Genomic DNA, 17,186 nt, shown 5'->3' with positions numbered 1-17,186 from the left:
TGAAGTTAGATTCTTACGCGTTACTCACCCGTCCGCCACTGGAATCCGAAGATTCCCGTTCGACTTGCATGTGTTAGGCACGCCGCCAGCGTTCATCCTGAGCCAGGATCAAACTCTCCATGATGAATCGTTTGATTCTTTGACTTTTTTTTCGTCTCCCCCTTGCGGGTTTGACTTCTTTGTTATAGAATTGCTTCTAAACGAGGCTGTTTTACTTGGCTTTCAAACTATTGTTTTGTCTAGGTTCCAGCGTCGTTTGTTTCGCTTCGCTTTCGCTTTGCTTCAACCGCGCATTTACCAATGTATCTAACTTCCCCTAGTTTGTCAACCCCTTTTGGCAAAATTTTTTGATCTTTTTTCTATCCCTTGCTACGTAAGCCTTTCAGCTATTTACCCTTTTTCTGGTGGGCTGTTTTTATCTAGTAATTTTGTTCTAATTAGCTCTTGATGGCGGTGATAGCGTTTCTCATAGGTGGGAACTGTTTAGGCATCAAATAGGGATGCAGTAGCTGAAATAACTGCTTAGTAAGGTTTTCAGCCCCGTGGTCGAACGAGATTGAATGCCCCGCTCAAATCCCAGTCCAGCAACTCGGTTCGATCGGTTAGAATCAAAATATGGGAAAAAAATTATTTATTTTCGGGAACCTTTACTGAATTCTCCCGTCCTCAAGCTCTGAGTGAGGAGTTTATATCCCTAGAGGAAATCCCATGAGTCAATCGATTCCAGCATCTTGGTCACTTGAGGCCAAAAAGTCTCAAAACCCCGTGTCCCCTGACAAACTCTCCAACTACGATCTAATTGCACGCTGTCAGGAAGGGTGCCAGCCCGATCGAGCAGCTTTTGCGGAACTGCTGCGGCGCTATCAAGCTCATATTGATAAATTACTCTATCATTTGGCTCCCGATTGGCAAGATCGCGCTGATTTGGCTCAAGAGGTCTGGATTCGCGTCTATCGCAATATTAACCGTCTCCATGAACCCCTCAAGTTCCGCGGTTGGTTAAGTCGCATTGCTACTAATCTTTTTTACGACGAATTGCGGAAACGCAAGCGGGTTAATCACCCCATTTCTCTCGATGCTCCCCGACGCGTGGAAGATGGCGAAATCGATTGGGATATCGAGTCCGATTACCCCAGTCCCGATGAACATCTCACCACCCACGAATTCTACGATCAATTACAAGCGGCGATCGCTGATTTACCAGAAGCTTTTCGGACAACTATTATTCTCCGGGAAATTGAAGGGATGGCCTACGAAGAAATTGCCGAGATGACGGGAGTTTCTTTAGGAACTGTTAAATCTCGCATTGCTCGCGCTCGCGCTAAATTACAATCTGTTTTACAGCCCTATTTTACAGAAGGCTAAAGAATATTGTGGTGATTCGGCACTAACGGCCGAAGTGAGGAGTCGTTAAATTTAACTAGCTCCGTGCTGGTGAAAAGTGATTGCATACCGATCGCTTCTGGTCGAGGTCAACCATGAATAATTATCAACCCGAAGACGTTCAATGGATCAAGTCTTTGTTACGTCACGATGACAGCGATTGCAACTCCGCAACCGAGGATATTTTGTTCTTAGATGAGGATAACGAAGAAGCTGATCGTTTTGATTTAATTAGCGCCTATATTGATAACGAAGTAACGGTAGAGGAAAGGAAGCTAGTTCAGCATTGGTTAGACCATGATGCTGCCGCTAAAAAACTCTATCGGCAGCTCTTGGGATTACAAACTAATTTAAGGCAGATTCCCGCACCGGTTACTATTGCCAGCGACCGATTGGCAGAACAGGTGTTCAGAAAAGTCGATGGTCAGCGTCGTCGGCAATATTATGTTTATGGTGGCGCAATTTTCACCGCCATGGTGATCGCTATTGGCTCCTACTTCGTCTCCGAACGCAATGATCCCCTCTCCCAAATGGCGAGCAGTCCGGGCAGTATTAGCCAAGAGGGAGACCATTTGATGATTGCTCTCAACCATCCAATTATGGAGATTCCCGCAGCGGAAAAGCCAAAAGAGAATGGCCAAAGGTAAGGATCTATGGGGATAAATGCCAGCATTCTCGTGCGATCGCCCAATCTTCCGCCGTAGCAATTACCATCACTCGCACTTTAGATGTCTCGGTGGCGATATCCTCATCCCGGGGACGAGCGGCATTTTTAGCTAAATCTAACTCTAAACCCAAAAAAGACCAGCCTTGACTGGCTTTTTCCCGTACTAAAGCTGAATTTTCGCCGATTCCTGCCGTAAATACCAACACATCCAACCCCTCCAGAGAAGCGATCATCGATCCGATTAAACTTTTCAGACGATGAATATACATTTCAAATGCTAATTTTGCCCTCTCGTTGCCTTCGTCTATCGCCGTGGTAATTGCCCGCATATCCCCAGAAATACCCGAAATTCCCTTTAAACCAGATTCTTTATTGAGTAAGCCATTTAAACTATCGGGATTGTATTGATATTCTCGCTCTAGATAAATCAGAATCCCTGGATCGATCGAACCGCTGCGGGTTCCCATCATCAATCCCTCTAGGGGAGTAAACCCCATAGTAGTATCGATACTTTTACCCCCCTTGACTGCCGATAGGGAAGCACCATTTCCCAGATGACAGATCACCATTTTCAAGGATTCTAGGGGTTTTCCCAACAATTCGGCGGCCCGTTGGGAGCAGTACTGATGACTGGTGCCATGAAAACCATAGCGACGGATTCCCAGTTCACTCCATTGGTAGGGAATGGGATAAAGAGAAGACTCAGGAGGGATAGAACGATGAAAAGCGGTGTCAAACACTGCTACTTGAGGAACATCGCCCAAAACTTGCTCGATTGCCTCAATTCCTTCTAAATGAGCGGGATTATGGCTAGGAGCCAGGGAAATCAGCTTTTTAATCGTTTTTTTGACCTGGGGAGTGATCATGGTAGCCTGGGAATATTCCGTGCCACCATGGACAACTCGATGACCGACTATACTAATGTCGGCGAGGTTGGCTACTACCTTAGTTTCGCCAGTGACTAAGGTATCTAACATCCGAGCAATTCCTGCCGGACGATCCTGACTAGAAAGATTAATTTCCTGTTTAATTCCCTGAGCTTTTACCGTTAAAACCGCGTAATCAGGGTTAACTGTCCAATCGATCCCCGCTTGCCAAATTGGTTGCGGAGGATGGCCAGGGAGAAACTCTAAATCGTACAAACAACTTTTTTGACTGCTCGATCCCGCATTTAAGACCAGAATTTTCATAAAAAAGCTCAATTAGGAGGGGCTTGTGCTGATCATAATCAAACTCAGGTTAAGCCTAGATAAAATCGCTGACTTTTCGGGTTTTTCTTCCAGAAAATTTTATCTGGCTGCCATCACCCATCCTTGACTCGGGCAATATTACAAAACTTTATCAAAAAAAAGTCAAAATAGAGCCTCTAGGGTTATAAAATAGAAGAATACCCCTTGTGAAATTAATCCAAGAAGCTACCTCTGATGCAAGTTAAGGCCTCTATAGTGGATTTAGAGCTAGTTCTCGTCCTTTTCACCAGTGGAATGTCAACATCGCACCACGAATCTCTAGAATGAAATTTTTGTGTATTCTAGATAACCGTGATTACTAGAGGATTTCTTAAGTATGTCAGAGGTTACTGCCGTTACTGCCGTTACAGATGCCACCTTTAAAGATGAAGTTTTAGATAGTGCCGACCTTGTCCTAGTGGATTTCTGGGCTCCTTGGTGCGGCCCCTGTCGAATGGTGGCTCCCGTTGTCGAAGAAATTGCCAAACAGTTCGAAGGGCAAGTCAAGGTGGTGAAACTCAACACCGACGAAAACCCCATTATCGCTAGTCAGTACGGGATTCGCAGTATTCCTACTCTGATGATCTTCAAAGAAGGTCAAAAAGTTGATACGGTGGTCGGGGCTGTACCGAAAACCACTTTAGCTACCACCATAGATAAACACCTGTAGAGGAGTTGACTAGGTTTTCTGGTAACGCATACCGGGTAACTGAGTCACTAAACCGATTAATTCTAATTCCAATAAGATCCCCGCCACTTCTGAGGTGGGGATTTGCATTTTTTCAACGATAATGTCAAACAACAGGGCATCTCTGTCAAATAACTGATACACTTGTGCTAGTCTAGGTTCTAGATTGACTGGAGGAGCAGCATTAACGACTGGGGATGTCTCTAGAGGGAGTGAAGGGGAGAGATTAACCGGTGCGGATTGGTTCGCGGTGGGAATTGCCCCCAACATTTCTAATAATTTCTCCTCAGAAACGATAATTTCCGCTCCCTGATGAATCAGTTGTAAACAACCCCTAGCGGCAGCAATATCGGGAGAATTGGGTAAAGCATAGATATCGCCGCCAAATTCGTTAGCATAACTGGCCGTAATCAGGGAGCCAGACCTTTCGGGGGCCTCGATAACAATAGTCGCGCGACTTAAACCGGCGATAATGCGATTACGACTGGGAAAATGGGCTTTATTCGGTTGAGTTGCGGCGGGATGTTCACTAATGACTAAACCCTGCTTTTGGATGTCCGCGTGTAGCTGCCGATGACGACTAGGATAAACCACATCGACCCCCGTTCCCAAGACGGCAATCGTTCTTCCCCCTGCTTTTAAACAGCTTTGGTGCGCCTCTCCATCAATTCCTTCGGCCATACCAGAAACAATAGTAAATCCCTGTTGGGCCAAAAGGGTACTTAAGCGCCGCGCCCAGCGCCTGCCGTGATCCGTGGGGTTACGAGTACCCACAATGGCGACGGTGGGGATATTTCCCTGATTTTCCTCTAAATTGACCTTTCCTTGATAGTAAAGTAAGGGGGGAGGACTGGGAATTTCCCGGAGAAAGCGGGGATATTCTGGGTCGCTAGGAGTCCAAAAAAGGGGATTTTTCTGGATATGTTCGGCGAAAAGAGCTTCTGGGTCAATTTGCGATCGCCCTTCCCGTACCGCTACCATTAACTTTTTGCCAAATCCCGCCCCTTCTGCGATCGCAGTATCGGTGGCATTCCAGGCCACAGCGACACTGCCAAAATGCTGATAGAGTCGCTTTAGGGAAATTGGCCCAACTCCAGCAATACTTGACCATGCTAACCAATAAACGCGATCGTCTGTCAATTTAAAAAGCTCCTCAGACCAGGTAATATTTTCAGTCGGTTAAAACCGACTGCGGCCAGATGACCTTAATTTATTTTAAATGTCGGGTGAAGACCGTTCGGCTGAGCGTTCGTGTTAGTGAGCGGCTCGAGTGAGCCTCGCCGAACTCTTGTCGAACTACTGAGCGTTCGACAAAAGCTCACGCGGCGGTTCGACAGGCGGTTCGGCTGAGCTCACCGTCGAAGCCTCACCGTCCGCTCGACTGAGCTCGCCGAACGTCCGAAGTCTCACGGCCGAAGCCTACTCATGCAAATTAGCTACGCTATAAGTATAACCCACATTCCGTACTAAAAAACAAGGACAAAGAAAATAAGAAAAACTCTCATGACAACAGATAATACTGGCAAGTAGTAGCTCCCAAAATAGACCTAGACCTAATTTAATTAAATCACAATAATAGGATGTAATAAAACAAATAGTGATTCAAAAAAAGCCATAAAAAACTACACTTGGGAATACATTCACAAATATCCGAAACACACTAAAAGACTATTAGGAATTGACTACCAAAAACTAGAACAACTGATGGCACTTGGGAAACTTATACATCGGAAAAACCAATCAGAAATCGAAAAAACCAAAATTAGGATTAATCAACCAGGAAGCGGAACACCTCCTAAATTATCAGAAGAGGAACAAATTGTTCTAATGTTGGTTTATTTAAGACATCATCTAAGCTTTCAAATCTTAGGACTAATGTTTCAAGTGAGTGAATCAACGGCTCATAATATCTTTACCTATTGGCAAAAACTTTTTGAAGGAGAGTTACCGCCAAGTTTGTTAGAACAAATAAAGAACTGCCAAGAAGAAGTCCATCTGTTATCATCTTGGGTAGTTCTCTAAGGATTTAGTCCCTATGAAATGGCGAGTGATACTTGAACCCGATCCCGATACAAACGAATGGGCAATTTGGTGTCCGGAACTGCCCGGATGCACATCTGTCGGTATTACACAAGAGGAAGCTCTCAATAATATACGCGAAGCGATCGAGCTTTATTTACAACCTGATGCTATCGACCTTCTACCCGGAGCAGTAATCCGTGAGGTGATGGTGGGATGACTCGACTCAGGAGAATGAATGCTGACGAGGTTGAGCGCATATTACGCAAGTATAACTTTGAACTGATCTCTCAGAAGGGTAGTCATAGAAAATGGCGTGGCAGGGATCAAGATACTCAAGTTATCGTACCTTACCATCAAGGGAGAGATTTACCTGCTGGAACATTGCGTAACATCATGATTACAGCCATGATCCCAGAGAGAGAGTGTAAATCTCCATAAACTTCATTTAAAGTCCATCTGTCTAACCAATCACTGCACCGTACCGAGAGTTAGACTAATAATATCATTCAAGGTTGATGATAGCTGGTCAGTTCAACCGTTAGGTGGACAATCTTCAGAGACATAAAATAAACTGTTAGTTAGTGACAAATTCAGTAAACGACTTTTTTGGCTCTAGTAAATCTAACTGGTTTTATGTACTTTAAGCACATTACTCTGAGAAACATCGGATTAATTGAAAAAATCAACTACGACTTTTCCTTCAGCAATGATAACCCTAAACCGCTTATCTTAGTCGGCACAAACGGCTCTGGGAAGAGTATTTTTCTTTCCTACTTGTTGAATGCTCTAATGAATGCACAGCAGATTGCTTTTGATGATGCGGAAGTGGAAGAAGGTAAAGTTTATAAACTTCGCAGTCCTCAATACATAAGAAATGGATCGACGTACTATTATGCGAGGGTGAACTTTGGCACTGATTTTAGTTGCTATGAGTTGCAGCTTGCTCACTCAAGAGAAGATTATGTAAAAAACTTCGGTGATCCAGAAATTGACAGTTTGTTTGAAGAGATTCCTTTACATGAAGCATCAATGTTCAAGGCAAATCTCATTAATAATCCAGTAGAGGTCTCAAAACAATTTCAGAACAACTGCGTCTTATACTTTCCAGCAAATCGTTTTGAACAACCAGCCTGGTTAAATGCTCAAAATCTTAAAGCGACGGCAGAATTCATCGAACGTACAAGAATAAATAGAGTTTCAAACCGCCAGATCATTCAGCAATCACCACTCACTGTATCTAAAAATTGGCTTCTTGACATCGCTTTAGATCTACTTCAAGCAAGATACCTGGGAACAGCTAACAACATTTGGAATGCTATCACAAAGCTTATTCAACTGATTTTTAGAACTGATGAGAATGTTCGTTTGGGAATTGGACCTCGGCAGAATCGCACAGTATCTATTATGAAGAATGAGACGGTATTCATCCCTAATATTTTTCAGCTTTCAACAGGTCAAACTTCAATTCTCAATATTGTCTTATCGATTCTGCGTGACTTTGATATGTCCGGTGCATCCTTTGAAAAATTAGAAGATGTGAGTGGAGTAGTTATTATTGATGAGGTTGATGCACATTTACACGCCGATTTACAGTGCAATCTCTTACCGGCAGTTATTCAACTATTCCCGAAAGTTCAGTTTATTCTCACCACTCACTCACCATTATTTTTGTTGGGAATGAAAACACAATTTGGCGATACTGGATTTGAAATTTTGTCTCTTCCAGCAGGGGTGAAGATTGGTGTTGAAGAATTTGAGGAATTTCAATCTGCTTTTGATTCTTATAAAGAATCAAATATCTTTAGAGAAAAAATTAAATCTGAGGTAGAAAAAGCCCAAAAACCAGTTATCTTTGTTGAGGGTGATTATGATATCCAATATTTGCATAAAGCTGCTTCACTTCTTGATAAAAAATTAATACTAAACCAAATTGAGTTATATGATGCTGGCGGATTTGGAGGTCTGGATAATATTTGGAAAAGTTACACTAATAACAGGTTGATGATAGCTTTACCAAAAATTGTTGGCTTGATCTACGATTGCGACACAAAAAAAGAGAACTCTGACAAGCAGATGGTTAAAAAGCGTGTTATTCCTACAGTTTCTAACAGCCCAATTTCAAAAGGAATTGAAAACTTAATTCCAGCAAGCACAATTAATAACCTTCGGGAATTGCGTCCCCAGTTTTTCGATGTAACTCCAGAGGTGAAAAAGACTGTTCGTGGAAAACCTGAGATTCAGCCAGAGATTTGTGAGATCAATAAGTCTGAGAAGCGGAATCTTTGTGAATGGTTATGTACCAATGGTACTAAGAAAGACTTCGATCAGTTTGAATCCGTATTTACTTTAATTGAAGATATTATTGGGCTAAGTAATCAGCAAGGTGATCAATTTTCAGATATCCAAGCTGACAGCGTTAATAGCACTCACTAATGAAATGCAGACTAGCCCACAAACTTACTGTACCGGAACGATTCCAATTTATTGTTAAGGTGCAAAGGTTGTTTGCGTCCTGTGAGTGCGATCGTTATCTGTAAATATTCTCGTTTTCAAGGTTTAATTGGGCAATAGCTCTATCAATTAAATCACAGCCTTCCCCCAGGGATTCGATCCGCGAAAAACGATCGCGCCAAACCGCCGCACCGGTAAAATCCTGACAATACCAAGCCAGATGTTTCCGCGCTTGCCAAATACCGCGTTGTCCCTTGTATAGCCATAGCCCCTGTAAATGCTCTTTAGCTAGGCTTAACAGGTCAATAGAGGTGGGTTTCGGCAACTTTTTGCCTGTTTTGAGGTAATAATCGATTTCCCCCACCAAATAGGGATAACCGAGGGTTCCCCGCGAACACATCACCCCATCGGCCCGGGTAAATTCCAAACAATTAATCGCCGCTTCCACAGAAACAATATCACCATTAGCAATGACAGGAATCGATAAAACCTCCTTCACCCGTTTAATCCATTGCCAATCGGCCGGCCCGTGATAACCCTGTTCCCTAGTGCGTGCGTGCAGGGTCAACATTTGCGCTCCCGCATCTTCTAAACGACGGGCAAAATCGATAATATTAATCTCCTGAGCGTTCCATCCCAAGCGAGTTTTCACCGTTACTGGCACCGATACCGCTCCCATCACTTCCCTAACAATTTGCTCGGCAATTTCTGGCTGTCGTAAAAGCGAAGAACCGCCGCCTTTTTTAGTAATTTTATTAACAGGACAACCCATATTAATATCGATGGTCATCGCTCCTTCTTTAACCGCTTTTTTCGCCGCCACAGCCATAAAATCGGGACGGCAATCAAATAACTGCATACTAATTGGTTGTTCTTTGTCCCCGATAACCATCAATTGCGGTAACTCTTGCAGCTGGGAGATTTCTGTCGCGTTGACCATCTCGGTATAGAGCATCGAATCAGGAGCAAAGCGTCTCACCAAGCGCCGAAACACTAAATCGGTGACACCGGATAAAGGTGATTGCAAGACGCGGCTATGCACTTCTAAGTTACCGATTTTGAGAGGGGATGAGTAGATAGCCATAGAACCAGTTAAAAAATCAACAGCCAAAACCAGCAAACCGAACAATTAGGGGATAGTTCCGTCACTGTTAGTATTTTGCCAACCCCTAATATATGCTTAACCGTCATCTTCTAGTCTAAAACTACCTGTATGATGATTGGAGAGGATAGAATCCTATCTCCCCTAAACGAGTAATTAAACAAAAATTTCGCTTTTTTTTATGGATAATCTGCAACTCTGGCAACGTTACCAAGATTGGTTATACTATCACCCTAACCTAGAACTTTATCTCGATGTCAGTCGGATTCCCTTCGATGAGGCTTTTCTCAAAGGTCTAGAAGCAAAATTCGAGCGTGCTTTCCAAGATATGGCAGCTTTAGAACAGGGTGCGATCGCCAATCCCGACGAACAGCGTATGGTCGGCCACTACTGGCTGCGCGCTCCTGAACTCGCTCCTAACCAGGAATTGCGGGCCGAAATCACCGAACCCCTAGCACAGATCAAAGAATTTGTCAAGAAAATTCACTCCGGAGCGATTAAGCCACCCAATCGGTCAAAATTCACCCATATTCTCTGTGTAGGCATCGGGGGGTCTGCTTTGGGTCCCCAATTCGTCGGTTCGGCTCTATCCCCCCTTAATCCCCCCTTAGAGATTGCCTTTATTGATAATACCGACCCCAAAGGCATCGATCGCACCCTAGCCCATTTACCCCTAGCTACCACCCTGGTTATCGTCACCAGTAAATCTGGCGGCACTCCCGAAGCGAGAAACGGAATGTTAGAAGTCCGCAACGCTTACGAAAAACAAGATTTAGACTTTCCGCCACACGCAGTCGCCGTCACTATGCCTGGTAGCCAACTGGACAAATACGCCCAAGATTGGCTAACTCGTTTCCCCATGCAGGATTGGGTCGGTGGTCGTACATCAGAACTATCTGCCGTCGGTCTTCTCCCGGCCGCTTTGCAGGGTATCGACATTGATGAAATGTTAGCCGGGGCCAAAGAAATGGACATCGCCACCCGCGTCCATAACCTGAAAAAAAATCCTAGCGCCCTACTTGCTCTAGCTTGGTATCATGAGGGCAACGGCAAGGGAGAGAAAGATATGGTGATTCTGCCCTACAAAGACAGTCTCTATCTCTTTAGCCGCTATCTGCAACAATTGGTCATGGAGTCCCTCGGTAAAGAAAAAGACCTCGATGGCAATAAGGTGTACCAGGGTATCGCCGTCTATGGTAACAAAGGTTCCACGGACCAACACGCCTACGTCCAACAATTACGCGAAGGGATTCCCAATTTCTTCGCCACTTTTATTGAAGTGTTAAAAGACCGACAAGGAGATTCCATCGAAGTGGAAACCGGCTCCACTGCTGGCGATTTCCTCTCAGGATTACTGCAAGGTACTCGACAAGCTTTATACGAAAATAGTCGTCACTCTATCACTATCACGATCCCAGAGGTCACTCCCCGTCAGGTAGGGGCCTTAATCGCGCTCTACGAAAGGGCCGTTAGTTTCTATGCTAGTTTAGTTAACATTAACGCCTACCATCAACCCGGGGTAGAAGCAGGGAAAAAAGCCGCCGCTTCTATTCTGGATTTACAAAGAAAAATCGTGCAAGTTGTCCGGGAAACGGGAACTTCTCTCGACCTAACCACACTAGCGGCCAAAATCGGCGCTAGTGACCAAGTTGAACCTATCTATAAAATCGTCCGTCATCTCCACGCTAATCAGCGCAGTTTAACTATTACTGGCGATTTAAGCAAACCGGAAACAATCCAAATCTCTGCCCGCTAATCAGTTATCAGTTATCAGTTATCAGTTATCAGTTATCAGATGTAAGTTTTAAGTTAATTAGTTAGTTAGTTATCTTTATCTTTATCCCTGTTTACTGATCACTGAATGTAACCAACCATGGAAATGCTCGAAAACCTGAAAATGGCTTTTTCCGCTTTGATGGGCAATAAACTGCGTAGTGGTCTGACTATGCTGGGAATTGCTATCGGTAACGCCTCCGTCATTGCCCTAGTGGGAGTGGGTGAAGGAGCGCAAAAAGTCGCCCTCGAGCAGTTTGAAGCCCTCGGACCGAATGTTTTATTTGTTTCCACCTCCTCGCGCAATGTCCGGCGGACAATTCCGAATCCCCGGCCCCTCACCTACGAAGATGCTCAAGCGATCGCATCTCAAGTTCCCGCCATTGCCGCCATTTCTCCGGAATTGAGCGGTAAAAAAATCCTATCCTTCGGTAATAGAACCAGTAATAGCCCCCTGATTGGGGTGGGAGCCGAGTACCTAAACGTGCGTAACCGTCAACTATCTAAAGGTAGATTTATTATGGAATCTGACCTGAAACGGGATAATCGCGTGATTGTCTTGGGATCGGAATTAGCCAAAAATCTCTTTGGTAATCGCAATCCCGTCGGCGAAAATCTTCGCATCGGCAATCTTAGTTTTCAAGTTATTGGAGTTTTACAGGCGAAAGGCTCCTTATTTGAGGCTAATCAGGACGATCGAGCCTTAATTCCCCTAACTACCATGTCTAATCAGGTTCAAGGCCGCAGAGCTATCTATGGCATTCCCCTGACTCATATTTCTGTCTTGGCCAAAAACTCTGCCCAAATTAAAGCCGCTCAGTTTCAGATTAGCAACCTGCTGCAAATGCGTCATCAGGTCAGCGATGAGAATTATGTGCAGGTTTTCCCCCAAACCGCAGTCTTAGAAATGGCTAAAGAAACTAACGATAGTTTAACTAGAATGTTAGCCTCGATCGCTAGTATTTCCCTTTTTGTCGGGGGAATCGGTGTCATGAATATTATGCTCGTGTCAGTCACGGAGAGAACCCAAGAAATCGGGTTAAGAAAGGCTTTAGGAGCCAAAGAAGGGGATATAAAAGGTCAATTTCTCATTGAGTCGGTGATTTTAGCCACCACTGGCGGAATTATCGGGATTTTTGTCGGCATTCAAGGAATGTATCTAGCGGGAATTTTTGCCGCTTTAACCACCAGTGTCTCAATCCCTGCGATAATTCTCGCTTTAGGAGTTTCTAGTGCCATCGGTCTAATTTTCGGTGTTGTTCCCGCTCATCGTGCCGCTAAATTAGACCCAATCGTTGCTTTGAGAAGATTATAGTTGCCGAAACTATCCAATCTATCCTACTCGAGTCTGACCAAGACAAAAAAGTGAAACTTGAAATTAAGCAGCAATTTCTTGACTCTCTAAGACGGACTGAAAAGGGAGAAAGGGGGATTTCAGCCGAGGAAGTAGCTTAAAAACTAGGCTTAAATTGGTAATATCCTAACTTGGTAGAATTTACAGCCGAAGCAATCGCTGATTTAGCAGCACTCCCTGCAATTATTCAAGAGCAAATTTTCGGTAAAGTTCGCCTGTTGTCGGACAATTTTGCCAATTTTAGTCCTCAAGCTTTCAGTGCTAATTTGACTGGTCTTTTCAAGCTTCGAGTCGGTGACTATAGAGTTATAGTCATTTCAATTAAAATTGAGAATATCAATCCCAGAGTTTTTAAGGATTTTGTCGGTCTAGACTGTATCACACTTATTTGAAATGACTATACTCGTTAAGACTGCAAGGGAGCGCCAGAGCTGCGGAGCAGGGAGAGGCAGTTTGAGCATTTGTACTAAAAATTTCAATACGCAGTTTAAATTCAGTACAGCTTATCCATCTGGCACAGACAACTCCTGATTAGATAAGCCTTCCCACTTAGAATATCTACCAGACTAAGCCTGAATCCTCCGTAATTTCCCTGTTATTATCATTTTTATCTAGCCGACGGCTGACGGCTGACCGCTTCAAGATCACTGCTCACTAAAATCACCGCGATGTTGGATCAGGTCTGAGGGGCTAAGATTGGAGACGAAATTGCGAAAAGCTTGACGTTCCTCTTCATCCGCATCACGATCAACAGGAATAGAAGCAGAAGCGATCACTTCTTCCATTACCCAGATGGGACTGTTGGTACGCAGGGCAATAGCGATCGCATCACTGGGACGACAATCGATTTCTTTTTTGACTTCGCCGCGCTGGAGACAGAGGACAGCATAAAAAGTATTATCCTGGAGAGAATGGATGATAATCTTTTCTAAATCCATGTCCCAAGCTTTAAAAATATTAGCGATCAAATCGTGGGTAAGGGGACGAGGGGACTTTTGTTGTTCGAGGACGGTGATAATGGCCTTAGCCTGATCTTGTCCGATGTAGATAGGTAGGGCGCGACGCTCGGAACCATCCTTCAGCAGTACAATGGGACTGCGAGTGATAGCGTCTAGGGCAATTCCAGCGACTTTCATTTCGATCATGGCTTATGGCTTCTCCAAGATAGAGATTCAGCTAGGGAAGGAGTGGGAAAGCAACCTGAATAATATAGTGCTTCGTTACACTCACAGTATGCCCTAAGATGGCGGAGATTAGCCTCATCTTTAATGAAAAAAATACATCACCTGCCATCAGGAGGCAGGAGTCAGTTATCAGTTATCAGTCATCAGTTATCAGTTATCAGTTATCAGTTCACTGAGAAAACTCCCCACACCCCACACCCCACACCCCATACCCCACACCCCACTTCCCCACACCCAACTAAATTACTTAATTTGTGCTATGATAATAGTTTTGGGATAAATTTAAATAGGAGCAGACTGTCTGTATGTCTCGTTATAGAGGACCGCGCTTGCGCGTTGTGCGTCGTTTAGGGGAATTACCGGGCCTAACCCGTAAAAATGCCCGTCGTGCCTATGCACCCGGGCAACATGGCCAGGCCCGCAAAAAACGTTCAGAATATGCCATTCGTCTAGAAGAAAAACAAAAACTGCGTTTTAACTACGGTGTCAGCGAAAAACAATTAATTCGCTATGTCCGCAAAGCTCGCCGGGCTACTGGTTCCACCGGTCAGGTACTGCTGCAACTCCTAGAAATGCGTCTGGATAATACCGTTTTCCGTCTCGGTATGGCTGGGACAATTCCGGGGGCGCGACAATTAGTCAATCACGGTCACGTCACCGTTAACGGTAGAGTTGTGGATATTGCCAGTTATCAGTGCCGTCCGGGTGATGTGATTGGAGTTAGAAATCAAGAGCGTTCCCAGGATCTCGTCAAAAGAAATATGGAATACCCCGGTTTAGCCAACCTGCCGAGTCATTTGGAATTTGACAAAAACACCCTCGTGGGCAAAGTGAATGGCGTTGTGGAAAGAGAATGGATTGCCCTCTCGATTAATGAACTGTTAGTAGTGGAATACTACTCTCGGAAAGTCTAGGAAAAAAGCCTTTTCCAGATACCTTGAGGACGCAATTGGCAGCGTCCTTATTTTATTGGTTAAATTTAGTGTTTTTGATTGTACATGGGGCTGGCTAACATCCGACTGCGAATGGCAGAACCTCAACCGGCTCCCCCTACTGATACCTCCCCTGAACGGTTACAGTTAAGAGAGTGGTGCGTTAGCACCCACTTCTAAATGGGATATTATCAACATGAAAAATCAATTATCTCAGCTTTATGAAACAGATTTTAACTTGTGGCTTGAGCAAACCGTAAATCACTTAAAAAAGGGTAATTTAGCAGCCCTCGATTTAGATAACTTAATCGAAGAAATATCCGATATGGGACGTAATAATAGACGGGAGGTATTCAGTCGTTTAAAAGTTCTCTTGATGCACTTACTTAAATGGCAATATCAACCAGAAAAACGGACTAATAGCTGGATAAATACCATTGATGAACAAAGAGAACAATTAGAGCTTATTTTCAGGGATAGTCCTAGCTTAAAACCCTATTTAGCCGATATTTTCGCAGAATGTTATCAAAAAGCAGTGCGAGGGACGGTAAATGAAACTAATTTACCAAAAGAAACTTTTCCGGTTGATTGTCCTTTTACCCAAGAACAGGTTTTAAATTGTGATTATTTTCCTGAAAATAGCTTTTGAACAATGGATATAGCAGTTTTAGGAGAAAATCGCCCTGCTGTCAAGACTGATTTTTTTCTTGCCAAATAGCCAAGGCCATTTGATGAACAAATCGCCAAGGTAGATGGTGCTGACGGGCAATAGCGGCACAATCTTCGTATTCTGGTTGTACGGTAATCGGTTGATTAATTGACTCTTTGTAGGCAACTTTTAGCCGAATTTTACCATAGACAGTATCGATCGATTGTATCTCTCTTTTTAAGATCGATCGCTATTGAATTGTCCTTCTAATGCCTAAAGTTGTGGTTTCCTGAAAGATCATATTTTCGCAAATAGCAATTTTATCCAAGCCACAAATTACTGTCAAAAGTATCCCCAAACGAGATTTTTTCATAGTAATTGCTTGACTAAATACATCCAAAGCCCCCGCTTGTAATAAAGCCTCGCTTAAATAGGCGATCGCTTGCGGATTTAAGTCATCAATTTGAGTTTCTAAAACTGCCACGGTTTCGCTTTCATCTAGCTTTTCTGATTCTTTTTTCCCTAACCAAAGCCGGACAAGATTGGGAATCGGTAAATCTTTTGTCCCTGCTCCTAAACCGACCTTTTCTAACTGCATTTTCGGCGGTTTACCGAAACTTTTAGCTAAAGTTGTCACAATAGCTGCCCCCGTGGCTTTTGTCCAGTCAGCAGTCATCACTTCCCCATCTACCAATCCCGTGGCCGCTAACTGTTCGGCAAAACCTTCGATACTGGCAAAAGCGGGGTGGGACCACTGATCCAAAAGTTGGCGCATTACAGGAATTTCCCAAAAATTGAGCGGTTTTTGACGGTCATCTCGCTGATTCCAGTCCGCTACCACTAGGACTCCCCCCGGCTTAAGAACTCGCAGTAATTCCTGAGCAAAAACGGCTTTGTCCGGCATATGGGGACCGGCTTCAATTGACCAGACCACATCAAAACTCTCGTCGGGAAAAGAAAGGGCTATGGCATCATCGACCAAAAAGCGAGCATTTACATCTGGGGGTGTTAGTTCTTTGGCCCGTGCCACTTGTTTGGGACTAATGGTGACACCGGTAACGGCAAATCCGTAGTCGCGGGCCAGAATGCGACTGCTGCCACCAATACCACAACCGACATCGAGGAGAGTTGCACCGGTGGGTAGTTTATCCAAACCTCCCCAAGAGACCATTTCCGCCACAAAGTCGGCTTTTGCCGCTAGAAAGTCTTTTTTTTCTGGTGGGGAACCGTAGTGACCTAAATGGATGTGTTCGCCCCAATAATATTCTAAAATCCCGTCCTCGGTCCATTGGTCGTAGGAATTGGCCACCGAGTCCGACGATTGGTACTTGCGAGAGGAAACAAAATAGACGACGATAGCGATCGCTAGGAGTAAACCTAAAGATGATGTCAGCAAAAGTATATTCATTAAATGCTGCCGAGCAAACTGATACAAAGCTTAATAACTCTTAAAGATTATACAACCTTGAGGTTCTGCGGTTGAGTGACTTTGGTTCCTCGCCAGAAATTAACTATCCCAGTTGAAAGCGACTGGTAATACAGCAGTTATCTTAATAGTTAAGTAGCTGGTTATAATTAAATTAAAAATGGATTTTAGGTTCGATCCCCCCTGCCCCCCTTGATAAGGGGGGTGCCGATAGGCGGGGGGATCCCCCCTTAATCCCCCCTTGATAAGGGGGGCATCTGACAACTTTTAACGCCTACCTACTTAGATCACTTCTGTAGTATTAAACTTTTATCTGTTTGTCCCTG

16 protein-coding genes, 1 rRNA gene and 2 pseudogenes are annotated in these 17,186 nt (G+C 44.2%); 12 read left to right on the top strand and 7 right to left on the bottom strand.

Going from position 1 to position 17,186, the window contains the following annotated elements; translation table 11 throughout:
• A 16S ribosomal RNA gene (locus tag ACOCD9_RS19990) occupies positions 1–124 on the bottom strand; the annotation flags it as partial.
• Between the two features lie 584 nt (positions 125–708).
• On the opposite strand from ACOCD9_RS19990, the gene ACOCD9_RS19985 reads away from it, so the two are divergent.
• Both ACOCD9_RS19985 and ACOCD9_RS19980 read left to right on the top strand, forming a co-directional pair.
• Positions 709–1,365 (top strand): sigma-70 family RNA polymerase sigma factor, encoded by a 657-nt coding sequence (locus ACOCD9_RS19985; RefSeq protein ID WP_002759776.1) that lies wholly within the window; start codon positions 709–711, stop codon positions 1,363–1,365.
• Positions 1,366–1,478: 113 nt separating this feature from the next.
• Entirely contained in the window at positions 1,479–2,030 is a 552-nt protein-coding gene (locus ACOCD9_RS19980; protein ID WP_419548267.1) for an anti-sigma factor family protein, read from the top strand.
• A gap of 4 nt (positions 2,031–2,034) precedes the next feature.
• On the opposite strand, the gene ACOCD9_RS19975 is transcribed toward ACOCD9_RS19980, so the two are convergent.
• Entirely contained in the window at positions 2,035–3,240 is a 1,206-nt protein-coding gene (locus tag ACOCD9_RS19975) for an acetate kinase (RefSeq protein WP_287700185.1), read from the bottom strand.
• A 376-nt stretch (positions 3,241–3,616) separates the two neighbouring features.
• Between ACOCD9_RS19975 and trxA the strand changes: the two genes are divergently transcribed.
• On the top strand, positions 3,617–3,949 hold the full coding sequence (gene trxA / locus ACOCD9_RS19970) for a thioredoxin (protein WP_194017377.1): 333 nt from the start codon (positions 3,617–3,619) through the stop codon (positions 3,947–3,949).
• 9 nt (positions 3,950–3,958) lie between these two features.
• Here trxA and dprA read toward each other — a convergent pair whose 3' ends face one another.
• Entirely contained in the window at positions 3,959–5,107 is a 1,149-nt protein-coding gene (gene dprA, locus ACOCD9_RS19965) for a DNA-processing protein DprA (RefSeq protein WP_287700186.1), read from the bottom strand.
• A gap of 564 nt (positions 5,108–5,671) precedes the next feature.
• Here dprA and ACOCD9_RS19960 point away from each other — a divergent pair.
• The 4 genes from ACOCD9_RS19960 to ACOCD9_RS19945 all read left to right on the top strand — a co-directional run bounded on the left by ACOCD9_RS19960 (position 5,672) and on the right by ACOCD9_RS19945 (position 8,422).
• Complete coding sequence (locus tag ACOCD9_RS19960) at positions 5,672–5,989, top strand: helix-turn-helix domain-containing protein (protein ID WP_287700187.1); 318 nt, start codon at positions 5,672–5,674, stop codon at positions 5,987–5,989.
• Positions 5,990–6,002: 13 nt separating this feature from the next.
• Complete coding sequence (locus tag ACOCD9_RS19955; RefSeq protein WP_287700188.1) at positions 6,003–6,206, top strand: type II toxin-antitoxin system HicB family antitoxin; 204 nt, start codon at positions 6,003–6,005, stop codon at positions 6,204–6,206.
• Positions 6,203–6,427 (top strand): type II toxin-antitoxin system HicA family toxin, encoded by a 225-nt coding sequence (locus ACOCD9_RS19950; protein ID WP_419548265.1) that lies wholly within the window; start codon positions 6,203–6,205, stop codon positions 6,425–6,427. Before ACOCD9_RS19955 ends, ACOCD9_RS19950 begins: the two co-directional genes overlap by 4 nt.
• Positions 6,428–6,622: 195 nt before the next feature.
• On the top strand, positions 6,623–8,422 hold the full coding sequence (locus tag ACOCD9_RS19945; protein ID WP_287700190.1) for an AAA family ATPase: 1,800 nt from the start codon (positions 6,623–6,625) through the stop codon (positions 8,420–8,422).
• A gap of 94 nt (positions 8,423–8,516) precedes the next feature.
• Here ACOCD9_RS19945 and dusB read toward each other — a convergent pair whose 3' ends face one another.
• A complete protein-coding gene (gene dusB, locus ACOCD9_RS19940; protein ID WP_287700191.1) occupies positions 8,517–9,524 on the bottom strand; it encodes a tRNA dihydrouridine synthase DusB in 1,008 nt (335 codons plus the stop codon).
• A 199-nt stretch (positions 9,525–9,723) separates the two neighbouring features.
• On the opposite strand from dusB, the gene ACOCD9_RS19935 reads away from it, so the two are divergent.
• From ACOCD9_RS19935 to ACOCD9_RS19925, 3 genes are all read left to right on the top strand, one after another.
• The gene (locus ACOCD9_RS19935) at positions 9,724–11,298 is read left to right on the top strand and encodes a glucose-6-phosphate isomerase (protein ID WP_419548264.1); all 1,575 of its coding nucleotides are present in this window, start codon (positions 9,724–9,726) and stop codon (positions 11,296–11,298) included.
• A 117-nt stretch (positions 11,299–11,415) separates the two neighbouring features.
• Positions 11,416–12,630 (top strand): ABC transporter permease, encoded by a 1,215-nt coding sequence (locus ACOCD9_RS19930; RefSeq protein WP_287700193.1) that lies wholly within the window; start codon positions 11,416–11,418, stop codon positions 12,628–12,630.
• Between the two features lie 170 nt (positions 12,631–12,800).
• A complete protein-coding gene (locus tag ACOCD9_RS19925; protein WP_287700194.1) occupies positions 12,801–13,061 on the top strand; it encodes a type II toxin-antitoxin system RelE family toxin in 261 nt (86 codons plus the stop codon).
• 252 nt (positions 13,062–13,313) lie between these two features.
• Here ACOCD9_RS19925 and ACOCD9_RS19920 read toward each other — a convergent pair whose 3' ends face one another.
• Positions 13,314–13,814: a bifunctional nuclease family protein gene (locus ACOCD9_RS19920; protein ID WP_287700195.1), complete on the bottom strand. Its 501-nt coding sequence runs from the start codon at positions 13,812–13,814 to the stop codon at positions 13,314–13,316.
• A 344-nt stretch (positions 13,815–14,158) separates the two neighbouring features.
• On the opposite strand from ACOCD9_RS19920, the gene rpsD reads away from it, so the two are divergent.
• Together rpsD and ACOCD9_RS19910 are read left to right on the top strand one after the other, a co-directional pair.
• Complete coding sequence (gene rpsD / locus ACOCD9_RS19915) at positions 14,159–14,767, top strand: 30S ribosomal protein S4 (protein ID WP_002798058.1); 609 nt, start codon at positions 14,159–14,161, stop codon at positions 14,765–14,767.
• A gap of 214 nt (positions 14,768–14,981) precedes the next feature.
• Positions 14,982–15,434 (top strand): DUF29 domain-containing protein, encoded by a 453-nt coding sequence (locus ACOCD9_RS19910; RefSeq protein ID WP_287700196.1) that lies wholly within the window; start codon positions 14,982–14,984, stop codon positions 15,432–15,434.
• Between the two features lie 40 nt (positions 15,435–15,474).
• On the opposite strand, the pseudogene ACOCD9_RS19905 reads toward ACOCD9_RS19910, so the two are convergent.
• Together ACOCD9_RS19905 and ACOCD9_RS19900 are read right to left on the bottom strand one after the other, a co-directional pair.
• Positions 15,475–16,089: pseudogene (locus ACOCD9_RS19905) on the bottom strand (LarC family nickel insertion protein); the annotation flags it as partial.
• Positions 16,080–16,842, bottom strand: a pseudogene (locus tag ACOCD9_RS19900) (methyltransferase domain-containing protein); the annotation flags it as partial. The pseudogenes ACOCD9_RS19900 and ACOCD9_RS19905, both read right to left, overlap by 10 nt.
• Between the last annotated feature and the right edge of the window lie 344 nt (positions 16,843–17,186).

The sequence above is a fragment of the Microcystis sp. genome, assembly GCF_048564745.1.
Classification (GTDB): domain Bacteria; phylum Cyanobacteriota; class Cyanobacteriia; order Cyanobacteriales; family Microcystaceae; genus Microcystis; species Microcystis ichthyoblabe_A.
The sequence above is the reverse complement of the archived record's forward strand: the minus strand, read 5'-3'. Positions and strand labels throughout refer to the sequence as shown.

What these genes read in the sequence shown, in the direction of transcription:
- ACOCD9_RS19945 (WP_287700190.1), top strand. Translation starts at nt 6,623, where the DNA reads ATGTACTTTAAGCACATTACTCTGAGAAACATCGGATTAATTGAAAAA.
- rpsD (WP_002798058.1), top strand. Translation starts at nt 14,159, where the DNA reads ATGTCTCGTTATAGAGGACCGCGCTTGCGCGTTGTGCGTCGTTTAGGG.
- ACOCD9_RS19920 (WP_287700195.1), bottom strand. Translation starts at nt 13,814, where the DNA reads ATGATCGAAATGAAAGTCGCTGGAATTGCCCTAGACGCTATCACTCGC.
- ACOCD9_RS19935 (WP_419548264.1), top strand. Translation starts at nt 9,724, where the DNA reads ATGGATAATCTGCAACTCTGGCAACGTTACCAAGATTGGTTATACTAT.
- ACOCD9_RS19910 (WP_287700196.1), top strand. Translation starts at nt 14,982, where the DNA reads ATGAAAAATCAATTATCTCAGCTTTATGAAACAGATTTTAACTTGTGG.
- ACOCD9_RS19980 (WP_419548267.1), top strand. Translation starts at nt 1,479, where the DNA reads ATGAATAATTATCAACCCGAAGACGTTCAATGGATCAAGTCTTTGTTA.
- ACOCD9_RS19955 (WP_287700188.1), top strand. Translation starts at nt 6,003, where the DNA reads ATGAAATGGCGAGTGATACTTGAACCCGATCCCGATACAAACGAATGG.
- ACOCD9_RS19985 (WP_002759776.1), top strand. Translation starts at nt 709, where the DNA reads ATGAGTCAATCGATTCCAGCATCTTGGTCACTTGAGGCCAAAAAGTCT.
- trxA (WP_194017377.1), top strand. Translation starts at nt 3,617, where the DNA reads ATGTCAGAGGTTACTGCCGTTACTGCCGTTACAGATGCCACCTTTAAA.
- ACOCD9_RS19960 (WP_287700187.1), top strand. Translation starts at nt 5,672, where the DNA reads ATGGCACTTGGGAAACTTATACATCGGAAAAACCAATCAGAAATCGAA.
- ACOCD9_RS19930 (WP_287700193.1), top strand. Translation starts at nt 11,416, where the DNA reads ATGGAAATGCTCGAAAACCTGAAAATGGCTTTTTCCGCTTTGATGGGC.
- dusB (WP_287700191.1), bottom strand. Translation starts at nt 9,524, where the DNA reads ATGGCTATCTACTCATCCCCTCTCAAAATCGGTAACTTAGAAGTGCAT.
- ACOCD9_RS19975 (WP_287700185.1), bottom strand. Translation starts at nt 3,240, where the DNA reads ATGAAAATTCTGGTCTTAAATGCGGGATCGAGCAGTCAAAAAAGTTGT.
- ACOCD9_RS19950 (WP_419548265.1), top strand. Translation starts at nt 6,203, where the DNA reads ATGACTCGACTCAGGAGAATGAATGCTGACGAGGTTGAGCGCATATTA.